Annotated in this window: 12 protein-coding genes and 1 pseudogene; 4 read left to right on the top strand and 9 right to left on the bottom strand. The window is 66.1% G+C overall.

Annotation, left to right across the window (positions count from 1 at the left end):
* Positions 1 to 66 precede the first annotated feature (66 nt).
* Positions 67 to 570: a hypothetical protein gene (locus ABZX61_RS19500; RefSeq protein WP_355196262.1), complete on the bottom strand. Its 504-nt coding sequence runs from the start codon at positions 568 to 570 to the stop codon at positions 67 to 69.
* Between the two features lie 92 nt (positions 571 to 662).
* On the opposite strand from ABZX61_RS19500, the gene ABZX61_RS19495 reads away from it, so the two are divergent.
* Entirely contained in the window at positions 663 to 1,247 is a 585-nt protein-coding gene (locus ABZX61_RS19495; RefSeq protein WP_350730382.1) for a DinB family protein, read from the top strand.
* Positions 1,248 to 1,346: 99 nt separating this feature from the next.
* Here the strand turns inward: ABZX61_RS19495 and ABZX61_RS19490 are convergent.
* The 4 genes and pseudogenes from ABZX61_RS19490 to ABZX61_RS19475 all read right to left on the bottom strand — a co-directional run.
* Positions 1,347 to 1,957, bottom strand: a pseudogene (locus tag ABZX61_RS19490) (Tn3 family transposase); the annotation flags it as partial.
* 156 nt (positions 1,958 to 2,113) lie between these two features.
* Positions 2,114 to 2,341: a hypothetical protein gene (locus ABZX61_RS19485; protein ID WP_355196260.1), complete on the bottom strand. Its 228-nt coding sequence runs from the start codon at positions 2,339 to 2,341 to the stop codon at positions 2,114 to 2,116.
* A 315-nt stretch (positions 2,342 to 2,656) separates the two neighbouring features.
* Complete coding sequence (locus tag ABZX61_RS19480; protein WP_355196258.1) at positions 2,657 to 2,746, bottom strand: DUF6192 family protein; 90 nt, start codon at positions 2,744 to 2,746, stop codon at positions 2,657 to 2,659.
* A 1,029-nt stretch (positions 2,747 to 3,775) separates the two neighbouring features.
* Positions 3,776 to 3,964, bottom strand: a complete 189-nt coding sequence (locus tag ABZX61_RS19475) for a hypothetical protein (RefSeq protein ID WP_355196256.1) — start codon at positions 3,962 to 3,964, stop codon at positions 3,776 to 3,778.
* A 12-nt stretch (positions 3,965 to 3,976) separates the two neighbouring features.
* Here ABZX61_RS19475 and ABZX61_RS19470 point away from each other — a divergent pair, with 12 nt between their 5' ends.
* Both ABZX61_RS19470 and ABZX61_RS19465 read left to right on the top strand, forming a co-directional pair.
* Complete coding sequence (locus ABZX61_RS19470; RefSeq protein WP_355196253.1) at positions 3,977 to 4,660, top strand: tetratricopeptide repeat protein; 684 nt, start codon at positions 3,977 to 3,979, stop codon at positions 4,658 to 4,660.
* Positions 4,661 to 4,673: 13 nt separating this feature from the next.
* Positions 4,674 to 5,375 carry a recombinase family protein gene (locus ABZX61_RS19465; protein ID WP_355196251.1) on the top strand — a complete coding sequence of 234 codons (702 nt, stop codon included), beginning with the start codon at positions 4,674 to 4,676 and terminating at the stop codon, positions 5,373 to 5,375.
* Here the strand turns inward: ABZX61_RS19465 and ABZX61_RS19460 are convergent.
* Together ABZX61_RS19460 and ABZX61_RS19455 are read right to left on the bottom strand one after the other, a co-directional pair.
* Positions 5,368 to 5,574, bottom strand: coding sequence for a tetratricopeptide repeat protein (locus tag ABZX61_RS19460; protein WP_355196249.1), 207 nt, complete (start codon positions 5,572 to 5,574; stop codon positions 5,368 to 5,370). The two genes, ABZX61_RS19465 and ABZX61_RS19460, sit on opposite strands and share 8 nt — an antisense overlap.
* A gap of 184 nt (positions 5,575 to 5,758) precedes the next feature.
* Positions 5,759 to 6,268 carry a transposase family protein gene (locus ABZX61_RS19455; protein ID WP_355196247.1) on the bottom strand — a complete coding sequence of 170 codons (510 nt, stop codon included), beginning with the start codon at positions 6,266 to 6,268 and terminating at the stop codon, positions 5,759 to 5,761.
* Positions 6,269 to 6,298: 30 nt separating this feature from the next.
* On the opposite strand from ABZX61_RS19455, the gene ABZX61_RS19450 reads away from it, so the two are divergent.
* Positions 6,299 to 6,613, top strand: coding sequence for a hypothetical protein (locus tag ABZX61_RS19450; RefSeq protein ID WP_355196245.1), 315 nt, complete (start codon positions 6,299 to 6,301; stop codon positions 6,611 to 6,613).
* Positions 6,614 to 6,758: 145 nt separating this feature from the next.
* Here ABZX61_RS19450 and ABZX61_RS19445 read toward each other — a convergent pair whose 3' ends face one another.
* Together ABZX61_RS19445 and ABZX61_RS19440 are read right to left on the bottom strand one after the other, a co-directional pair.
* The gene (locus tag ABZX61_RS19445) at positions 6,759 to 7,223 is read right to left on the bottom strand and encodes a hypothetical protein (protein WP_355196243.1); all 465 of its coding nucleotides are present in this window, start codon (positions 7,221 to 7,223) and stop codon (positions 6,759 to 6,761) included.
* The gene (locus tag ABZX61_RS19440) at positions 7,223 to 15,127 is read right to left on the bottom strand and encodes a polymorphic toxin-type HINT domain-containing protein (RefSeq protein ID WP_355196241.1); all 7,905 of its coding nucleotides are present in this window, start codon (positions 15,125 to 15,127) and stop codon (positions 7,223 to 7,225) included. The genes ABZX61_RS19445 and ABZX61_RS19440 overlap by 1 nt, the downstream gene beginning before the upstream one ends.
* Positions 15,128 to 15,279: the final 152 nt, after the last annotated feature.

The raw sequence follows: 15,279 nt of genomic DNA, 5'->3' as shown, positions 1-15,279 counted from the left end.
CGATCGTTTCGACCTCGATGTCGCCCGGCCGCGGAAGAGCAACAGGCCGATGCTCGTCACGTCGTGTCACGTCTCGGCGATCCCTGGTGCCCGGAAGGCATGACGAAACACCCAGAAAGGGGCCGCGGTCGGGGGCGAGTGTGTATCTGTGCGGCTGACGCCGTGGTCGCGGGCAAGGGCAGCGATCGAGCGGCCTTCCAGGTACGCGGTGCGGACGTCGTCGGTCTTCTCGGCCGCCACGGCGGGGCGGCGCCTGCCCTTGCTGCCCTTGGCCTCGGCGGCTCGCAGTCCGTCGTAGGTCAGCTCGCGCTGGAGTTCGCCGGCGGCGTGGACAGCAACTCCCCGGTGCGCGGGTGACGGGCGGTGAGGTCCATAGCGGAGAAACGCGCCGTCGTGGATGCGCAGCGCCACCTGGTCGCGGTGGAGAACGTCGAGCACGTCGAGGATGTGCCCGGTGCCGCGTACGAGGCGGAACATCTCGGAGATGTGCACGGTGTCGCCCGGCCGCCAGAGGCCGGCGACGGCGCCCGCTCTTCGCCCCGAGGCAGTGCCGTCCGTGAGCGCGAACAACGGCGGCCATGGCCGGGCCTCGGCTCTGCCAGTCGTTGCGGACCATGTACGGGATTTGAGACCACGGGCAGCCCATGGCAGGCTCATGCCGCATGATCGATGAATTCGCGAAAGACAACCTGCACGGGAGACTGCGGCGGGACCGCAAGGCGCTGCTCTGGAAACTCGACGGCTTGTCCGAATACGACGCCCGCCGACCTTTGACAGCGACCGGGACCAACCTCCTCGGCCTGGTCAAACACGTGGCCACCGTCGAGGCCAGGTACTTCGGCGAGGTCTTCGACCGCCCTTCCCCGGAACCGCTGCCCCGGTGGCAGGACTCCGACGGCAGCGATCTGTGGGCGACCGAGGACGAGACCCGCGATCAGATCATCGGGTTCTACCGGCGCACGTGGGAACACTCGAACGCGACGATCAACGAGCTTCCCCTCGACGCCCCCGGCCACGTGCCGTGGTGGCCGGAGCCTTATGCCGACACGAACCTGTTCGCCGTCATGGTCCATGTCCTCGGCGAGTCCATCCGGCATGCCGGGCACGCCGATATCCTGCGCGAGGGCCTCGACGGCCGGACCGGGTTGCGCGCCGAATACGAGCAGCAGATCGATGAGGAAGCCCGTGCAGCCTACTGCGCGAAGATCGAGCAGGCCGCCAGGACGGCCGCACCAATCAAGGCTTAGGTAGACATACCAGGCAGCCTGACATCAGCTCCCTACCGGCGCTTGCGATTTCCGAGCGCCCCGGCCACCTGATATGCCCGCGTCACCCGATGTGGGCGTTCAGTCCACGCCTTCGTCGTCCTCGTCCAGCTCGGTCGCGTCCGGGTCGCGCAGCGGGCGCAGGGCGCCGGCGGCCGAGGTCGAGGCGGTGAAGCTGTAGCGGCCGAGCAGGTTCAGGTTGCGGTGCTTGAGCGGGGAGAGCCGGGTGGTGTCCTCCTCGCGGATCTCGTGGCCCTCGGCCTGGAGCTGGGCGACGGCGGCGTCGATGTAACGGGGTCGTCCAGAGCACGATGGCGTTGAGGACCAGGCCGAGCGAGCCGAGCTGGTCCTCCATGCCGTCCCGGTACGCCGTACGAGGCGTTGTCGGTCGCCACCATCTCCGGCTTGACCCCGCCGTCCAGGTTCAGCAGCGCGTCCAGGATGTGCAGGGAGTCGCGCGGGGTGCCCGGGACGACCATCTGCCCGATGCCCGCGACCTGGTCGTTGACGGCGTTGAGCCAGGTGATGCCTCCGCTTGAACCCGAAGTACTTCGGGTTCAAGCGGAGGCATCGCGCTGACGGTCCGGACGGGGTCGACGAACCGCAGTCCGTCGACCGAGGCGAGCAGGCCCTCGCCCCAGAACTTCACGATGGGTAACCTCGGCCTGGGCGGCGATCAGCCGCGTGGAGGAAGTGATTTCGACCTGGCTGCGCGCGAGTTTCCCACACCAATCGGACTTCGGGCTCACCGTGACACGAGGAACAACGGTGATGGCTCAGTGCCCCGGACGGACCTTTCTGGAATCTGCCTGCCTGGCGATGGGCATGCGGTCAGGAGTACTGACCACTCAGGACGCTGCCCAGAAGTACCAGCCCTGGTCATCAAAGCAGGGATGGGTCTGTGTCCCACCTGCCTGCACACCGTTCCTCCAGTATTCGCAAATTCCCTTAGTGGAGTAGGGGCCGTACCAGTGACCTGCCGTCTCCTTGGCCTGTGCGGGACTGACGGAGAGCAGCAGAGCCGCGAGGCCGCCGATCGCGGTAATGGCAATTCCTCCGGTGACGTTTCGCTTCATTTCTCCGCTTCCTTTCATCGTTTCTTCGTCATACGGCCGGCCATATCAAGCGCGGAACCGGAATAGGCGACCACTACTTGCCCAGCAGAGAAGCGACAGCCAATTCGGTTCAGCGCGATTGAAGACAGGCGTATGTCTGGAGATGCCGATAATTTCGTCACCCGTGTCATTTACGCTAATGCCCAAGAAGGCTTGGTGCCAGGTAACCAGCAGGACATTCATAGGACATTTCGCCGCTGACAGGAGCAGTTCGTGGGAGTCAGATGCACCTGCTCCCCGCAGACGTTGGCCGCCAAGCCTCTGGAGGGCATGGTGTTACTCGCCGCGTAGCAACCGGGCCAGGCTCACGTCCCCCGATTCGATGGCCGCCTCCAGCCAGTCAGCGGTCGCCCGGACGCGCGCCACTGCGAGAACGGCAACACCACCTACTACTGCGGCCTGATCCTCATCGACGGGCAACAAGTCAGGGTTGGCGCACCGTCCTGGAGCGACTCCCAGGGCGAGAGCAACTCCTTCTTCGCCGCCTCGCCCCAACGAGGCCCTGGTCGGCCGCCAGCACAGCGGCGACGAAAACGGCCAGACCAGCTACCAATACGCCAGGATCGCCGACTAGACCGACCACAGCCAGGCGATCAACAGCAGCACGCCTCAAACGACCTTGGAAAAGAGGAACCCCCGGTTCCGACCGGGGGTTCGGTCGTGCAGGGAGATCGGTTCCACGGCCACGGCGGATTCGTCGTCCTACGACAGTGGGCCAACATCCTGGACCGGCACTTCCCAGCCGCCGATCGCTAACTCCGTTACCTGCCAGTGGCATCATCGGCCGACTCCTCGCCGGGGGAGGCAGGTCCGTCCTTTCCCACCGCCGGCAGGGCGAGAGGGTACCCGTAATCAGTCAGCCAATAGAAGCGGCGACCGACCTGGCCCTTGGGTTCTTTCCAGGCGCTCTCTATCCAGCCCGCCGTCTCCAGCATGGCCAGGCTCTCCATGAGCGGCTTTCCGCACACACGACGACTGAGCATCTCCCAAAGGCTCGCTCTCCGACGGGGAGAGAATCAGGGTGCCCAGGATGCTCTCCTCAGCCTTCCCGACGGCCACACCCTCGACGACCTTCTTCTTGCGCCAGGACATCATGCGCCTCCCTCCGAGATTGAGGTTGCAGCCGCGTTATGCACGCTGGACCTCTGCCATCGCGGCGGCCAGGCGCTCATGCTCGCTCGGCTCCAGAGCGGTCTCGCGCACATGGTGGGCCGGCAACTCCAGGTGCGTGGCCAAGCGGAAGCAAGCGTCTGCGGCGATGTCGGCCGGACGCCGGGGGAGCAGGCGGATGGGTCACGACCGTGACGGTACGCCGCGGCGGCCGCAGAGGCCTCGCCAGCACCGAGCTCGGCGCCATGGTGTCAGCATTGACCTGGGATGATGCTTATTGACGCGTCAGGAGGTTTGGGTGCACAGGTACCAAGAGAACTCGCCGTGGATGGAGCGGCTGGAGACGTCCGGGCCCCAGCCAGTCACCGTGCGACCGGTCAGTTCCTCGACGGCGGCGGCCGCAGCGGCCTGGGCGCCGCGCACGCTGCGCGCGACGATCGTGCCGAGGAAGCCGAACCCGTCCACCTCGATCACCCCTCGACCGGCTTGGAGCAGGTACTCAATTATCTCGAGGCCAGCGGCAACTACACCACTGCCCTGACCATCCAGCGCCAGATCCACGCCCATCACCTTTACGCCCAAGGCCCCGAGCACCCCGATGCCTTGGCCGCCTGGCAGAGGCTGGCTCACTACACAGGGGAGGCGGGGGACGCGGCCGCCGCCCGTGAGGAGTTCACCGCCCCGTTCCCCATCCGCGAACGCGTGCTCGGCATCGAACATCCCGATACCCTGACCACTCGGAGCAGCCTCGCCCGCTGGGCGGGGGAGGCGGGGGACGCGGCCGCCGCCCGCGAGGAGTTCACCGCCCCGTTCCCCATCCGCGAACGCGTGCTCGGCACTGAACACCCCGACACCCTGACCACTCGGAGCAGCCTCGCCCGCTGGGCGGGGGAGGCGGGGGACGCGGCCGCCGCCCGCGACCAGTACGCCGCCCTGCTCCCCATCCGCGAACGCGTGCTCGGCACCGAACACCCCAACCCTGAACACCCGGAACAACCTCGCCTACTGGACGAGAGAAGCAGGCGATCAGGCGTCGGAGGGTGGCTGATCTCTTCATTTAACGATCGTTTTTTGAAGATCTTGAAAACGGCGCTCCAGAGCCCCGAAACGCCTTCAAAAACTCGTTCAACAACCTCGGTGGTTCAACAACCCCAAAGCACTGTTTGTTGAGAGGATGGCGGGCGTGACCGACGCCCTGGAGCTGCCCGCCGACCCGCTGGCCGCCTTCCCTGCCCACCGCAGCGAGATCCGCATCGGCTACGCCCGCGTCTCCACCGCCGGGCAGAACCTCGAACGCCAACTCGACGCGCTGAAGGCGGCCGGGTGCCGGCGCGTCTTTGCCGACAAGAAGTCGGGCAAGAACGCCGAGCGGCCCGAGCTGACGGCCTGCCACGCCTTCCTGAACGAGGGCGACACCCTGGTCGTCCCGTCGCTGGACCGGTACGGGCGCTCCTTGGCCGACCTCATCACCATGGTCGGCGAGCTGCGCCGTCGCGAGATCGGCTTCACCTCGCTACACGAGAACCTCGACACCACCACCCCCGGCGGCCGGCTCATCTTCCACGTCTTCGCCGCCCTCGCAGAGTTCATCCGCGAACTCATCGTCGCCGGCACCCGCGACGGCCTGGCCGCCGCCAAGGCCCGCGGCCGCACCGGCGGCCGACCCACCGTCATCACCCCCGAGCTGCTGCGCGCCGCCCGCGACATGCTGCCCAACCCCGCCAACTCCATCACCTCGATCGCCAAGCTGCTCAATGTCAGCCCGGGCACGCTCTACAACCACATCCCCGACCTGCGTCAGCTCCGCGAAAACGGCCGGACCCGCGAGCTCACCAGCGATGAGAGGACGCCAGCGGAGCTCGCATCCGAGCGTCGGGTTACCTGAGCGCCGACAGGTTGGCTCGCACCACCTTCGTCGTTGGGTGGTCGCCGCTAAGCACCCGCTCGCAGTCGGCGAGGGTGGCCTCGAACAGGGGGATGGCCCGATCCAGGTCCCCCGCCGCCTGGTAGGCGTAGGCGAGGTTGCGGGATTTCAGGGTGTGGGGGTGGTAGCCCTCCGCTCGGGTCCGTGCGATGAGCCCCAAAGTAGCGGCGTTACCTCAGGTCAGGGAGGCTCGCAACCGCCGCTCCATGATTCAGTGCCGGGTGATGTGCCAGCTGGCGTGGATGACTCAGGCGCTCTCTTTGACGCGCGAGGCCGCCGTCCCCCATCTCGAGTGCAGACCTGACCTTCATCGGCTCGGCTCATTGAGGTAATCCCAGCGACTTTCACGCGACCTTGCCGTGCTCGACGTGGGTGAGAACGAGAGCGGCCTTTGCGATGTCGCCAACTCGGCTGGGGCTGAGGGAGACATGCTGAAGGGTTCGCCAGCGCTGTTCCAGAAGGGCGAAGCCTCGTTCTCCCAAACAGCGCAGAGCCCGGAGAAGTGCGTTCCTGGTACGTGTGTCAACGTCCAGGTCACGCCCGTCGGCAGGCTGCTTGACCGGCACGTGGACGCCGATACCGGCACCTTCATAGCCCGTGTCGGCCAGCACCGGCATGTCCTTGAGATAGGGCTGGATCGTGGCGAGAACCTGTTCTCGCGCGGCCGTGACGTCGTGAGTCGAGCCCGGCATTGCGTCGGATATCCAGATCGGGAAACCGCAGGGTGTCATGAGTGCTTGGAGGTTGGCGGCGAAGGCGTGGGCTTTGCCGGAGTACCAGGCGTCGATGTCCTTGCCCTTCACGCTGGTCTTTTTCTCGCCCACCCGGTCGATGCTCGTCAGGGTGCCGTCCATGATCAGGTGGGGCAGGCCGGTGGAGCGGGCGTGATCCAGGGCGGACTCCAGGTCGGGTGCCTGCTCTGTCAGGACATCGATGACTTCGTGGAGGTAGCGGTAGGAGCTCGATCAGGACAGGCCGAAGCCGCGTCCGAGGTTGGTGATGTCGCCGCCGTCGCGGAACCACACCAGCCCGAAGACGGCCTGCCACCAGGTGGTCTTCTTGCGAGTGCTCTTGCGGGTGCCGCGCTAGCGGCGCTCGTGGCGCAGGAGCTTGGAAAGATAGGAAATCAGCTCCCGCGGGACGTCGAGGATGGCACGATAGCTAATCACGTGGAGTCCTTCGATGGTGACCGTATGTGAACGATCCGTTCCTATCGAGGACTCCACGCCCATGTCAGGGGAACGACGACTCCTCCACGTCGGTTACGAACTGCTCCTCATCGCCCCGATCTGCCTGCTGGGATTACCTCATTGGACGTGGGTCCGGTGGGATTGGAGGTACACCTCACTCGGTAAATACGGCGGGCGGAAACCCATAGTGGACAGAGCTTCCACGAGCGAAAAGGCGCCACATCTCGACTCGTCCTGAGCAGTCTGGGAAGACTTGCAAGAGAAACGCCGGTGCCATCTCAACCACCAATAGCCCCTGAAGTTCCACAGTTGCCTTGGTCACCATGGGACGAATCCGATCGATTGCCTGGTTGAGCATCAACGACCGTTCATCGAATACGGATCCTCCCGGAGGATCAGTCGGCCTTGGACCTGCCGTAGTGCTGGGATAGCCCATGTCGCCGGAAGCGATGAGCAGATCGCCGCCGTATAGGATCCGGAAAGGGCACTGCAGATGGAGAAAAATCTCCCCGTCTCCAGTCGCCGAGGCGAACTCAAGGATTCCGAGATCCGCCGCCCGACCTACCGCCGTCAGCGTCGCCCCATGGATCAACTCAAGCAAATCATCGAACTCTGGCATCAGCACCCCTTGAACAAGTTCTTGCCCTCTTCAACGATGCGATCGTAGCCGTAACCACGCTTGGTGATCTCATCATGAAGCTGGCGCTCCTCCGCCTTGGAAAGGGTTCGGCCAATATTGCGCTGGATCTCCTTAACCGCACGCTTGAAGTCCTTGTCCTGCTCCACACGGCTGGACGGCGCATGGTAACCGTCGTCGTCTGCGTTTCCAGGATCCCAACTCTTGCGGAGCTCGGCCAGCCAGTCGGGTTCCTCGCCGTCGTTGTGAACCAGGATAGGGATGTTGCCCGCGAACACAAAGTAGGTGTGGATGTCAGCGACCGTCAGGTTGTACATCACCCGCGATGAGCCGAAGGCGCGCACCTCGACCACGACAGCGGGTCGCCCATCGGACGTGTGGAGCACGTCCTCAGAACGCAGATCGCCAGCATTCACCCATGCCTTGCGCGTGCTGTTCCAGAAGGGATGCTCCACCGTTGTGTGGAGCACACTCCGCTGTCCATCAGCGGTCTTGATGGTGACGTCTGTCATGTCGGTGTCGACATTCCGATGAACGACTGTCACCTTTTTGGCCTCAGTCTGGCCTGTTTCTGGATCGGCGGCCCGTACTTTATCGCCGATTTCGACGTCCTCGATGTTTTTCCGAGTTCCGTCGGCCATGAGAACTTGCGTACCGGCTGCGAAGCTATTCAGACACGGAGGACTCTGCGTCCTGCCAGCTGTTCTGCCACCGATCTTGGGGGCCACTCCGGGCCGGGTGGGTCCCACCTCAGGTGCGATGAACATGGAGAGTATGCCGGGGGCCAAACGTCCGGTTTGGTATTCGGGTGATGTGGGGTCTGTTCCGAAGAGGGCCTGAGAAGGAAGCTGCGGGAGATCGCCGAAGCCTGGTACGAGGTGGCAGACGATGCAGGTCATATCCCAGACGCCCTGGAAGATTCCTGCAGTTGTGTCGGCTGCTCCCTGCCAGAATTCGTTCGGCGGTTGGAGCGGAGGGGTCCAGCCGGGTGGAAGATCGCCACTAGGCAGATCGACGGGGGTGACTGTGGGCGTCCCACTGCTGGGCGTGCCGCCAGCAGGGAGAGCAGTAACAGGCGTTCCCGAGCCGCCCCCTGAGCCGACATGGGCAATGGGGGCGTTGCTGAGGTCGATGTAATCATCTGTGGGGCCGCCGCGGGGAAGCTCTGGCTTGGACGCGGGGCTCTTAGGCTTGGTGCTCTTAGGCTTGGGTGTCTTAGGCTCGGGTGTCTTAGGCTTGGGGCTCTTAGGCTCGGGTGTCTTAGGCCTGGGGCTCTTAGGCTCGGGGCTAGCGGGTTGGCTGGGCTGATTGCCGGAGGGACGGCGCTCAGAGCGCTCGGTGGGTTCTGCAGTAGTTGGAGTGCCACCTCGCCCATTGCCGTTGCTGCGGTCTCCGCTGTCGCCGTTGTTACCGCCACCGCTACTACCGCCCTTGCCCCCGCAGGCGGGGTCGCCACGGTGGTATGCGACATTCTGCTTGCGCCACTCCTCTGTGCCGGGGCAGGGGGCGTGGCCGGTGGGGTCTTGGTAGGCGAGGGGGTTGGCGTTGCCGTAGATGTAGCGGTTGGCCTGCGCGGAAGGGCTGGAAGGTAGCGTCCAGTCGTCGCGGCTGGTGAAGGCGCCGGTGCCCGGCTGGTACCAGCGGGCGTGCATGTTGACGTTGCCGGTGTCGGGGTCGGTGTATTCGCTCTGGTAGCCGAGGCTGGTCTTGGTCCCGGTTTGGGCGGCGACCTCGCCGAACGGGGTGTAGGCGGTGCTGGCGGCCAGAGCGGTGCCGGAGAAAGTGCCGACCAGGTCCTGGTGCATGTCGGTGAAGGCGCCGAGCGCGGGGTTGGCGCCGTCCTTGACGCTGACCAGGTCGCCGAACGGATCGCGGCCGTAGCTGGACTGGACGATCCCGTTTTGGTCGGTGATAGCGACGATGTCGTTGTCGAGCCCGGCGTAGACGAACCGCTGCTGACCGGACGCGCTTTGACGGCTGCTCAGCCGGTCGAAAACGTCGTAGGTGTAGGTGGCGTCGCCGTCGTTGATGAGCCGGTCGAACGCATCGAAGGTCAGGTAGCGGGTGGTGCCGTTCTTGGTCTGGGACGCGAGCGTACCGCGCGCCGTGTAGCTGTAGTCGGCGCCGTCACCGGAGGTGAGCCGGTTGCGTTCGTCGTAGGTGTAGGTCTTGTCCCCTGCTTTGGTGCGGTTGCCGGCGGCGTCCCACTCATACGCGGTCGTGGTGCCGTCCGGGGCAGTCCAGGAGGTGAGGCGCCCGGCGTGGTCGTAGCCGTAGGTGCTGGTACCGGCCCCGGCCAGGCCGCTGCTGGTTTTGCTGGTGAGGTTGTCGTCCTTGTCCCAGCCGTAGGTGATCTTCGCGAGTTCGCCGCCGCTGCTGTTCTTCAGCGTCTGGGTGAGGGGCCGGTCCAGGGCGTCGTAGGTGTAGGCCTGGGTGTTGGCCGGGTTGGCCGAGGTGATGGTCTTGAGCCGGTCGGCCTTGTCGTAGTCGTAGGTGTTGGTGCGGCCGCTGACCGGGTCGGTGACGGTCTTGAGCCGGTTGTCGTCGTCCCAGGTGAAGGTGGTGGTGCCGGTAACGTCGGCGCGCTGGGTGGGGTTGCCGAGCCCGTCGTAGGCATAGGCGGTGCTGGTCCCGGCCGGTGTGCTGCGTTTGGTCAACAGGCTGCGGTCGTTGTATTCGAGCGTCTGGTCGCCGACGGTGGTGGCCCGATCGGCTAGGTCGTAGCCGTAGGTCTTGTCCTCAACGACGATACCTGCCCCGGAGCCGCTGACCTTGGTGAGCCGGTTGAGCGCGTCGTACTGCCGGTCCAAGCGTACCGCGCCCGGTTTGATCAGCGCGGTCTCGTTGCCGCTCGCGTCATAAAGGTGGGTCCAGGTGCGGTCGGTCAGGTTGGGGTGGGCGGTGGTGGCCGGTTCGGTCAGGGTTTCGATCAGGCCGAGGGTGTTGTAGCTGGTCCAGGCGGCGTTGCCGCGGCCGTCGGTCAGGCGGGTGCGCTGGCCGGTGGCGTTGTAGCCGAAGCTGGTGGTGATCTGCTCGCCGGTGGCGACCGGTTCGAGGAGCTGGGTCAGCAGGTTGCTGGCGTCGAAGGTGCGCCGGGTGATGTGGCCCTCGCCGGAGGTGATCTGGGTGAGGTTGTCGGCGGCGTCGTAGCCGTAGCCGACGGTGCGCACGCTCGCGCCGGTGCTGTCCAGGCTCTTGAGGCCAGTCAGGCGGCCGGCCAGGTCGTAGTCGGCGGCGGTGGCGTTGCCCTCGGCGTCGGTGGTCTTGGCCGGGCGGCCAGCCAGGTCGTAGCCGTAGCGGGTGATGTTGCCCGCCGGATCGGTCTCGGTGATGACCTCGCCCGCGGCGTTGACCGTGTAGCTGGTGCTGGTGGTCTTGGTGCCGGGGCCAGGCAGCGTCACCTTGGTCAGGTCGCCGGCGTTGTTGTACTCCAGGCTGGTGGTATAGGCCGCCTGGGCGGGTTTGCGTTCGATGGTGGTGCGGGTGATCTGCCGTCCCAGGTCGTCGTAGGTGGCCTGAGTGCGTGCCCCGGTCGGGTCGATGGCGGCCAGTTCCTCGCCCACAAGGTCGTACTCGCTGATCCACTGCCCGGCTGGCTGTCCCGGGCCGGCGGGCGGGTCGGTGACGCGGACGGCGTTGCCCAGCGCGTCATATTCGACGCTGGTGGCATACCCGCGCGGGTCCGTGGTTTTGATCAGCCGGCCGGCGGGATCGTAGGCGTAGGAGATCGTGGGGGTGACGGCGGTTCCGCCCGGCGGGGTGTAGGGGGCGCCGGTCGTCGAGGTCAGCCGGCCGGCCCGGTCGTAGCCCGAGGTGGTCTGCCGTCCCTCGGCGTCGATCGTGTGGGTCTGCTGCCCTGCGGTGTCGTAACCGAAGCGGGTGGCCGGGCGGCCCGGCTGCGCGGTCCCGTTCTTCTCGATCTGCACGGTCGGGGCCTTACGCTCGACCAGACGCCCCAACGCGTCATACCGGTAGCTGGTGGTGTAGGCGCCGGGGTCGCCGCCGGCGGTGTTGCCGCGTGGGTCGACCATGCTTTCCACCAGGCCGCGATCGTCGACCTTCCAGGTCTGGGTCAGGTCCTGGGCGTCGTTCTTCACCGTGGTCGCGGTGAGGTAGTTCTCGTTGTTGTAGGCGTGTTCGGTGGTCTCGACACGCGTGGTGCCCGCGGCCGAGAGCTTGGTGGCGGTGATGTTGTTGTTGGCGTCGTAGCTGTAGGCCGTCTTGCGCGCCAGCTTGGCCGGGTCGGACGCCGGGCCCGGATCGAAGGTCTGCGATGTCAGCCGGCCGGCGGCGTCGTAGACGTAGTCGGTGCTGGCGACCGCGGTACCGGAAACGGGGTCGGCTGCGATCGTCTGCGTCTTCAGATATCCCGCCGCGTCGTAGGTGTTCTGCTCCAGCACGACGTCCTTGGCGGGCTCGGCAGGTGCGTTCAGCTTGACGTCGTCGCCGATCACCTGCGACAGCAGGTTGTCGCCGAAGTAGGTGTAGGACGTCTTGCGGCCCATCGCATCAGCCTGGGCGGCCAGCCGGCCGCCGTCGTCGTAGGAGTACGACGCCAGCGTGATCTCGGTGGCCGGTTGCGGGTTGACCGGGCTGCTGGTCCAGTTCTTCAGTTTCGTGCTGGCCAGCTGCCCGCGCTCGGTGTAGGTGTAGCCGAACACCGCGCCCACCTGGTCGGTGACGGTCGATGGCCGGCCGAGCGTGTCCCAGCCGGTGCGGACCATGCCGCCTTCCGGGTCGGTGACGGTCTCCCGGTGGCCGTAGGCGTCGTAGGTGTAGCCGGTCTGCCGCTCCGCGTCGCCACCCGTCAGGTCCTTGACGGTGGCGGTGAGCGTGTTGCCGTCCTCGTCGTAGGTGTAGCCGGTCTGCGCGGTGTGGACCACGCCGGTGATCTCGTTCTTCACACCCGGCGCTGTCTGGGTCGCCAGGCGGCCCACATCGTCGTAAGTGAAGGTGGTCTTCACCCCGGCCGGTTGAGCGTCGGAGATCTGCGTCTGGCTGCGCAGCCGCCCCACAGCATCGTGTTCCCGCTGGGTGATCAGCCCGCCGGGGTCGGTCTGCTCGGCGAGATCCCCCGCTGCGGTGTAGCCGAAGGAGGTGGTGTTGGTTTTGGCGTCGCTGCGCGTCTTGACCAGACCGGCCGGGGTGGTGCCGCCGCCGATGGCCGGCTCGGTCCCGTCGGTGTAGGTGACGGTGGTGGAGCGGCCGCTGGGGAAGTCGAGGGTGGCCGGGGTGGTCTGCTTGGTCAGTTCGCCGTAGCTGTTGTACTCATACGCGGTGGCATAGGTGTTGTCGGTGGCGCTGGCCGAGCGAGCATCGCGGATCTTGGTCACGCGGTCGTTGCGCGGGTCGAACTCGTTGGCGGTGTTGAGGTAGTACTGGGTGCGGACCGTCTGGCAATTGCTCGCGGTCCGGCAGGTGGTGGTGCTGATGACGTTGCCGCGTTCGTCGTTTGTCCGGGTGACCTTGTTGGTGTTCGGATCGATGATTTCGGAGAGGAAACCGCCCGTGTCATAGGTGAGGCTGGTTTTCTTGTCCAGCTGGTCGGTTGCCGACACTGGCCGGTAGCCGCGCCGGGGGTCGTACTCGAACTTCAGGTCGTTCTGGAGCGGGTCGATGACGGTGACCGCGCTTTTCCAGTTGGTGGAGGTGAGGACGGGAACGCCGATCGTCCACGTTCCGCCGTTGGAGTCGGTGTGGGTGCTCAGCCGCCCGCTGGCCGGGTCGTACGTGTTCGACATCCGGGTACGACCAGACGGAAGCGTGATCTTCGACAGGGCGAGCGCCGCCTCCGCTCGCGCGTCGTAGTGGGTGCGCACCTCCGCCGCGGTCAGGGCGCGGTTGTAGAAGGCGACCTCGTCGATGGAGCCCTGGAAGCCGAATTCGCTCGGCTGGGTGACATTCGCTGGTGTGCCCGGCAGGCTCGAGTCGGCCGCGCCCGTGCCGATGAGGGAGCCGTTGACCCAGCTCGTGTCCTCCACGCCGAAGGGCTGAGTTCCGGCGGCCGTGGCGTCCACATACAGCGTGGTGACCTTGTTGGCCGCTGTGATGACCGCGTGATGCCATTGTCCGTCGTTGACGGCCTGCTGCGAGGTCACGGGAGTGGCGCCGCTCTCGGCTCCCGCGATCTTCAGCATGCCGCGCAGCTTGCCGTCCGTACCCACGTACAGGCCGGGAACTCCTAACCCGGGGGAAGACGGGTTCCATCCTCCCTGCGAGTACCCGCCCTGCTGCGCCCAGTAGATGAACCCGGACTTCGTGGTCTTGAACCAGGCCTCAACCGACATCTGGGCGCCCAGCTTGGGCAGCATCGGATAAGTCTCGAAATAGGAGGAGCGCCCGCTGCCCTGGAAGGTGGCCGCCGCGTTGGTCGTCCCGGACAGCGCGCCGGGCTGTCCAGTCAAGACGCCGCTGCCGAAGCTCTTGCACTCGACCGTGTACACCTCGTCGGGAAGGCACTTCACTGTGCCGCTGGTACGAACCTCACCCAGCCGGAAGTAGTTGACGGGACGGGAGTCCAGCACCGTCTCCCGATAGCGCGAAACGCTGTCGTAGGTGTAAACGGTGCAGGTGGTGTCCTGCCCGGGGGCGCACACCTTCGCCAGCCGATCGCCGTCATATTGGTAGTTCCAGGTCAGCGGCGCCCCGTCGACCGGGTCGGTGGACACCGCGGTGACATGATCACCCGTCCAGGCGAACGTCAGCGAACGCCCGCCGTCCGCGACGACCTTGGTGAGCTTGCCGTCGGTGTAGCTCAACTGCTGGCCGCGTCCCCGGCTATCGGCCACCTTGAGCAGGCGACCCTGGGCGTCGAAGTCGAAGACCGTGGACTGCTTGTCCATCAGTTTCCAGCCGCCACCGGTCTGCTTGGTCAGCGTGAAGTACATGCCGGGCGGCGACTGATAGGCGTTCTTCCCGGGTTGCTGCACGAACCTGAGCTGCCGCCCGTCGGGGTAGGTGACCAGCAGCGACTCAGGCGTCCCGCCTTCGGATTTGATCTGCGTGTCGAAGCGTGTGGACCAGCCCGCGCCGAACATGGCCTTGGCCTGCCGGTCCAGGCTGTTGTAGGAGCGCACCACGCTCAGCGGAACCGATCCCGCCGCAGCGACTGATGCGTCCGTGACGGCGGTGGTGTAGTTGCCGACCATCTGGTGGAACTCTTGACCGTTCACCCCGCTGGTGGCCAGCAGCGAGCTCACCAGCGGCTGGCGGACACCGGTAGTGAAGTACATGCCGGTCCGCTCGCTGGTCGCGCCGCTGGTGTTGTCGCGCGCCCGAGCCTTCCAGGTGTAGGTCTTGCCCCACTTCAGCGTGCCGGCGGGCACCGTCCAGTACGGTTCGGTCCACCCCTTCCAGGGCGAGGTGGTGCACGAGCCCGTCCCGCCCGTGTTGGTCACCTCACAGATCTCGTACTGGAGGCCGACCTCCCAAATGGGGGTCGAGCCGGAGCCGTAGGCCTCCAGCCGGAGCTGCGGGGTCAAGGTGTCACTCTGAATGCCGTTCTCCGGTTGCGTCTCCCACAGCGCTGGCGGATCGGCCGCCATCGTGGCCGCCTGCCGCTCAGGAGCCCTGGAAGCGAGGTTCCGCTCCACTCCGTCCCGCGGTATCCGCACCTCCGGTGCCTCACCCACCAGGGCCGGCGGGCCGGCGTACAACCTGTCCGGCCCCAGCGCCTCGCCGGGCGGCTGGGTCGACGCCTGTCTCTTAAGGAAAGCGTCTTGTCCCGCTTGCGTGACCGAAGAGTCCACCAGCACGGGCGCGACGCCAAAGGCCCATCTCTGCTGCTGCGGGATCCCAGCCGTCGTCTCCTGCTGTGAAATATCTACCGTCGGCTGCTGTACCTCCGCCGCCACCGGCTGGACCGCTAACGTCAGCAAGCCCGGCATCGAGAAAACAGTGACAGCAAGACCCGCTAAGGGGGAACGTGCCCACGACAAAATCCGGCGCATACGCCGTCACGCTCCGAACCACAACGAGGGACCCCGCGAAGGATCAAACGTCGCTCCACCCCACCCGGCAGAAGTCCTGACTCGTGCGG

Origin of the sequence: Nonomuraea sp. NPDC003709, from assembly GCF_040610775.1 — a bacterium.
Lineage (GTDB): Bacteria > Actinomycetota > Actinomycetes > Streptosporangiales > Streptosporangiaceae > Nonomuraea > Nonomuraea angiospora_A.
The sequence above is the reverse complement of the archived record's forward strand: the minus strand, read 5'-3'. Positions and strand labels throughout refer to the sequence as shown.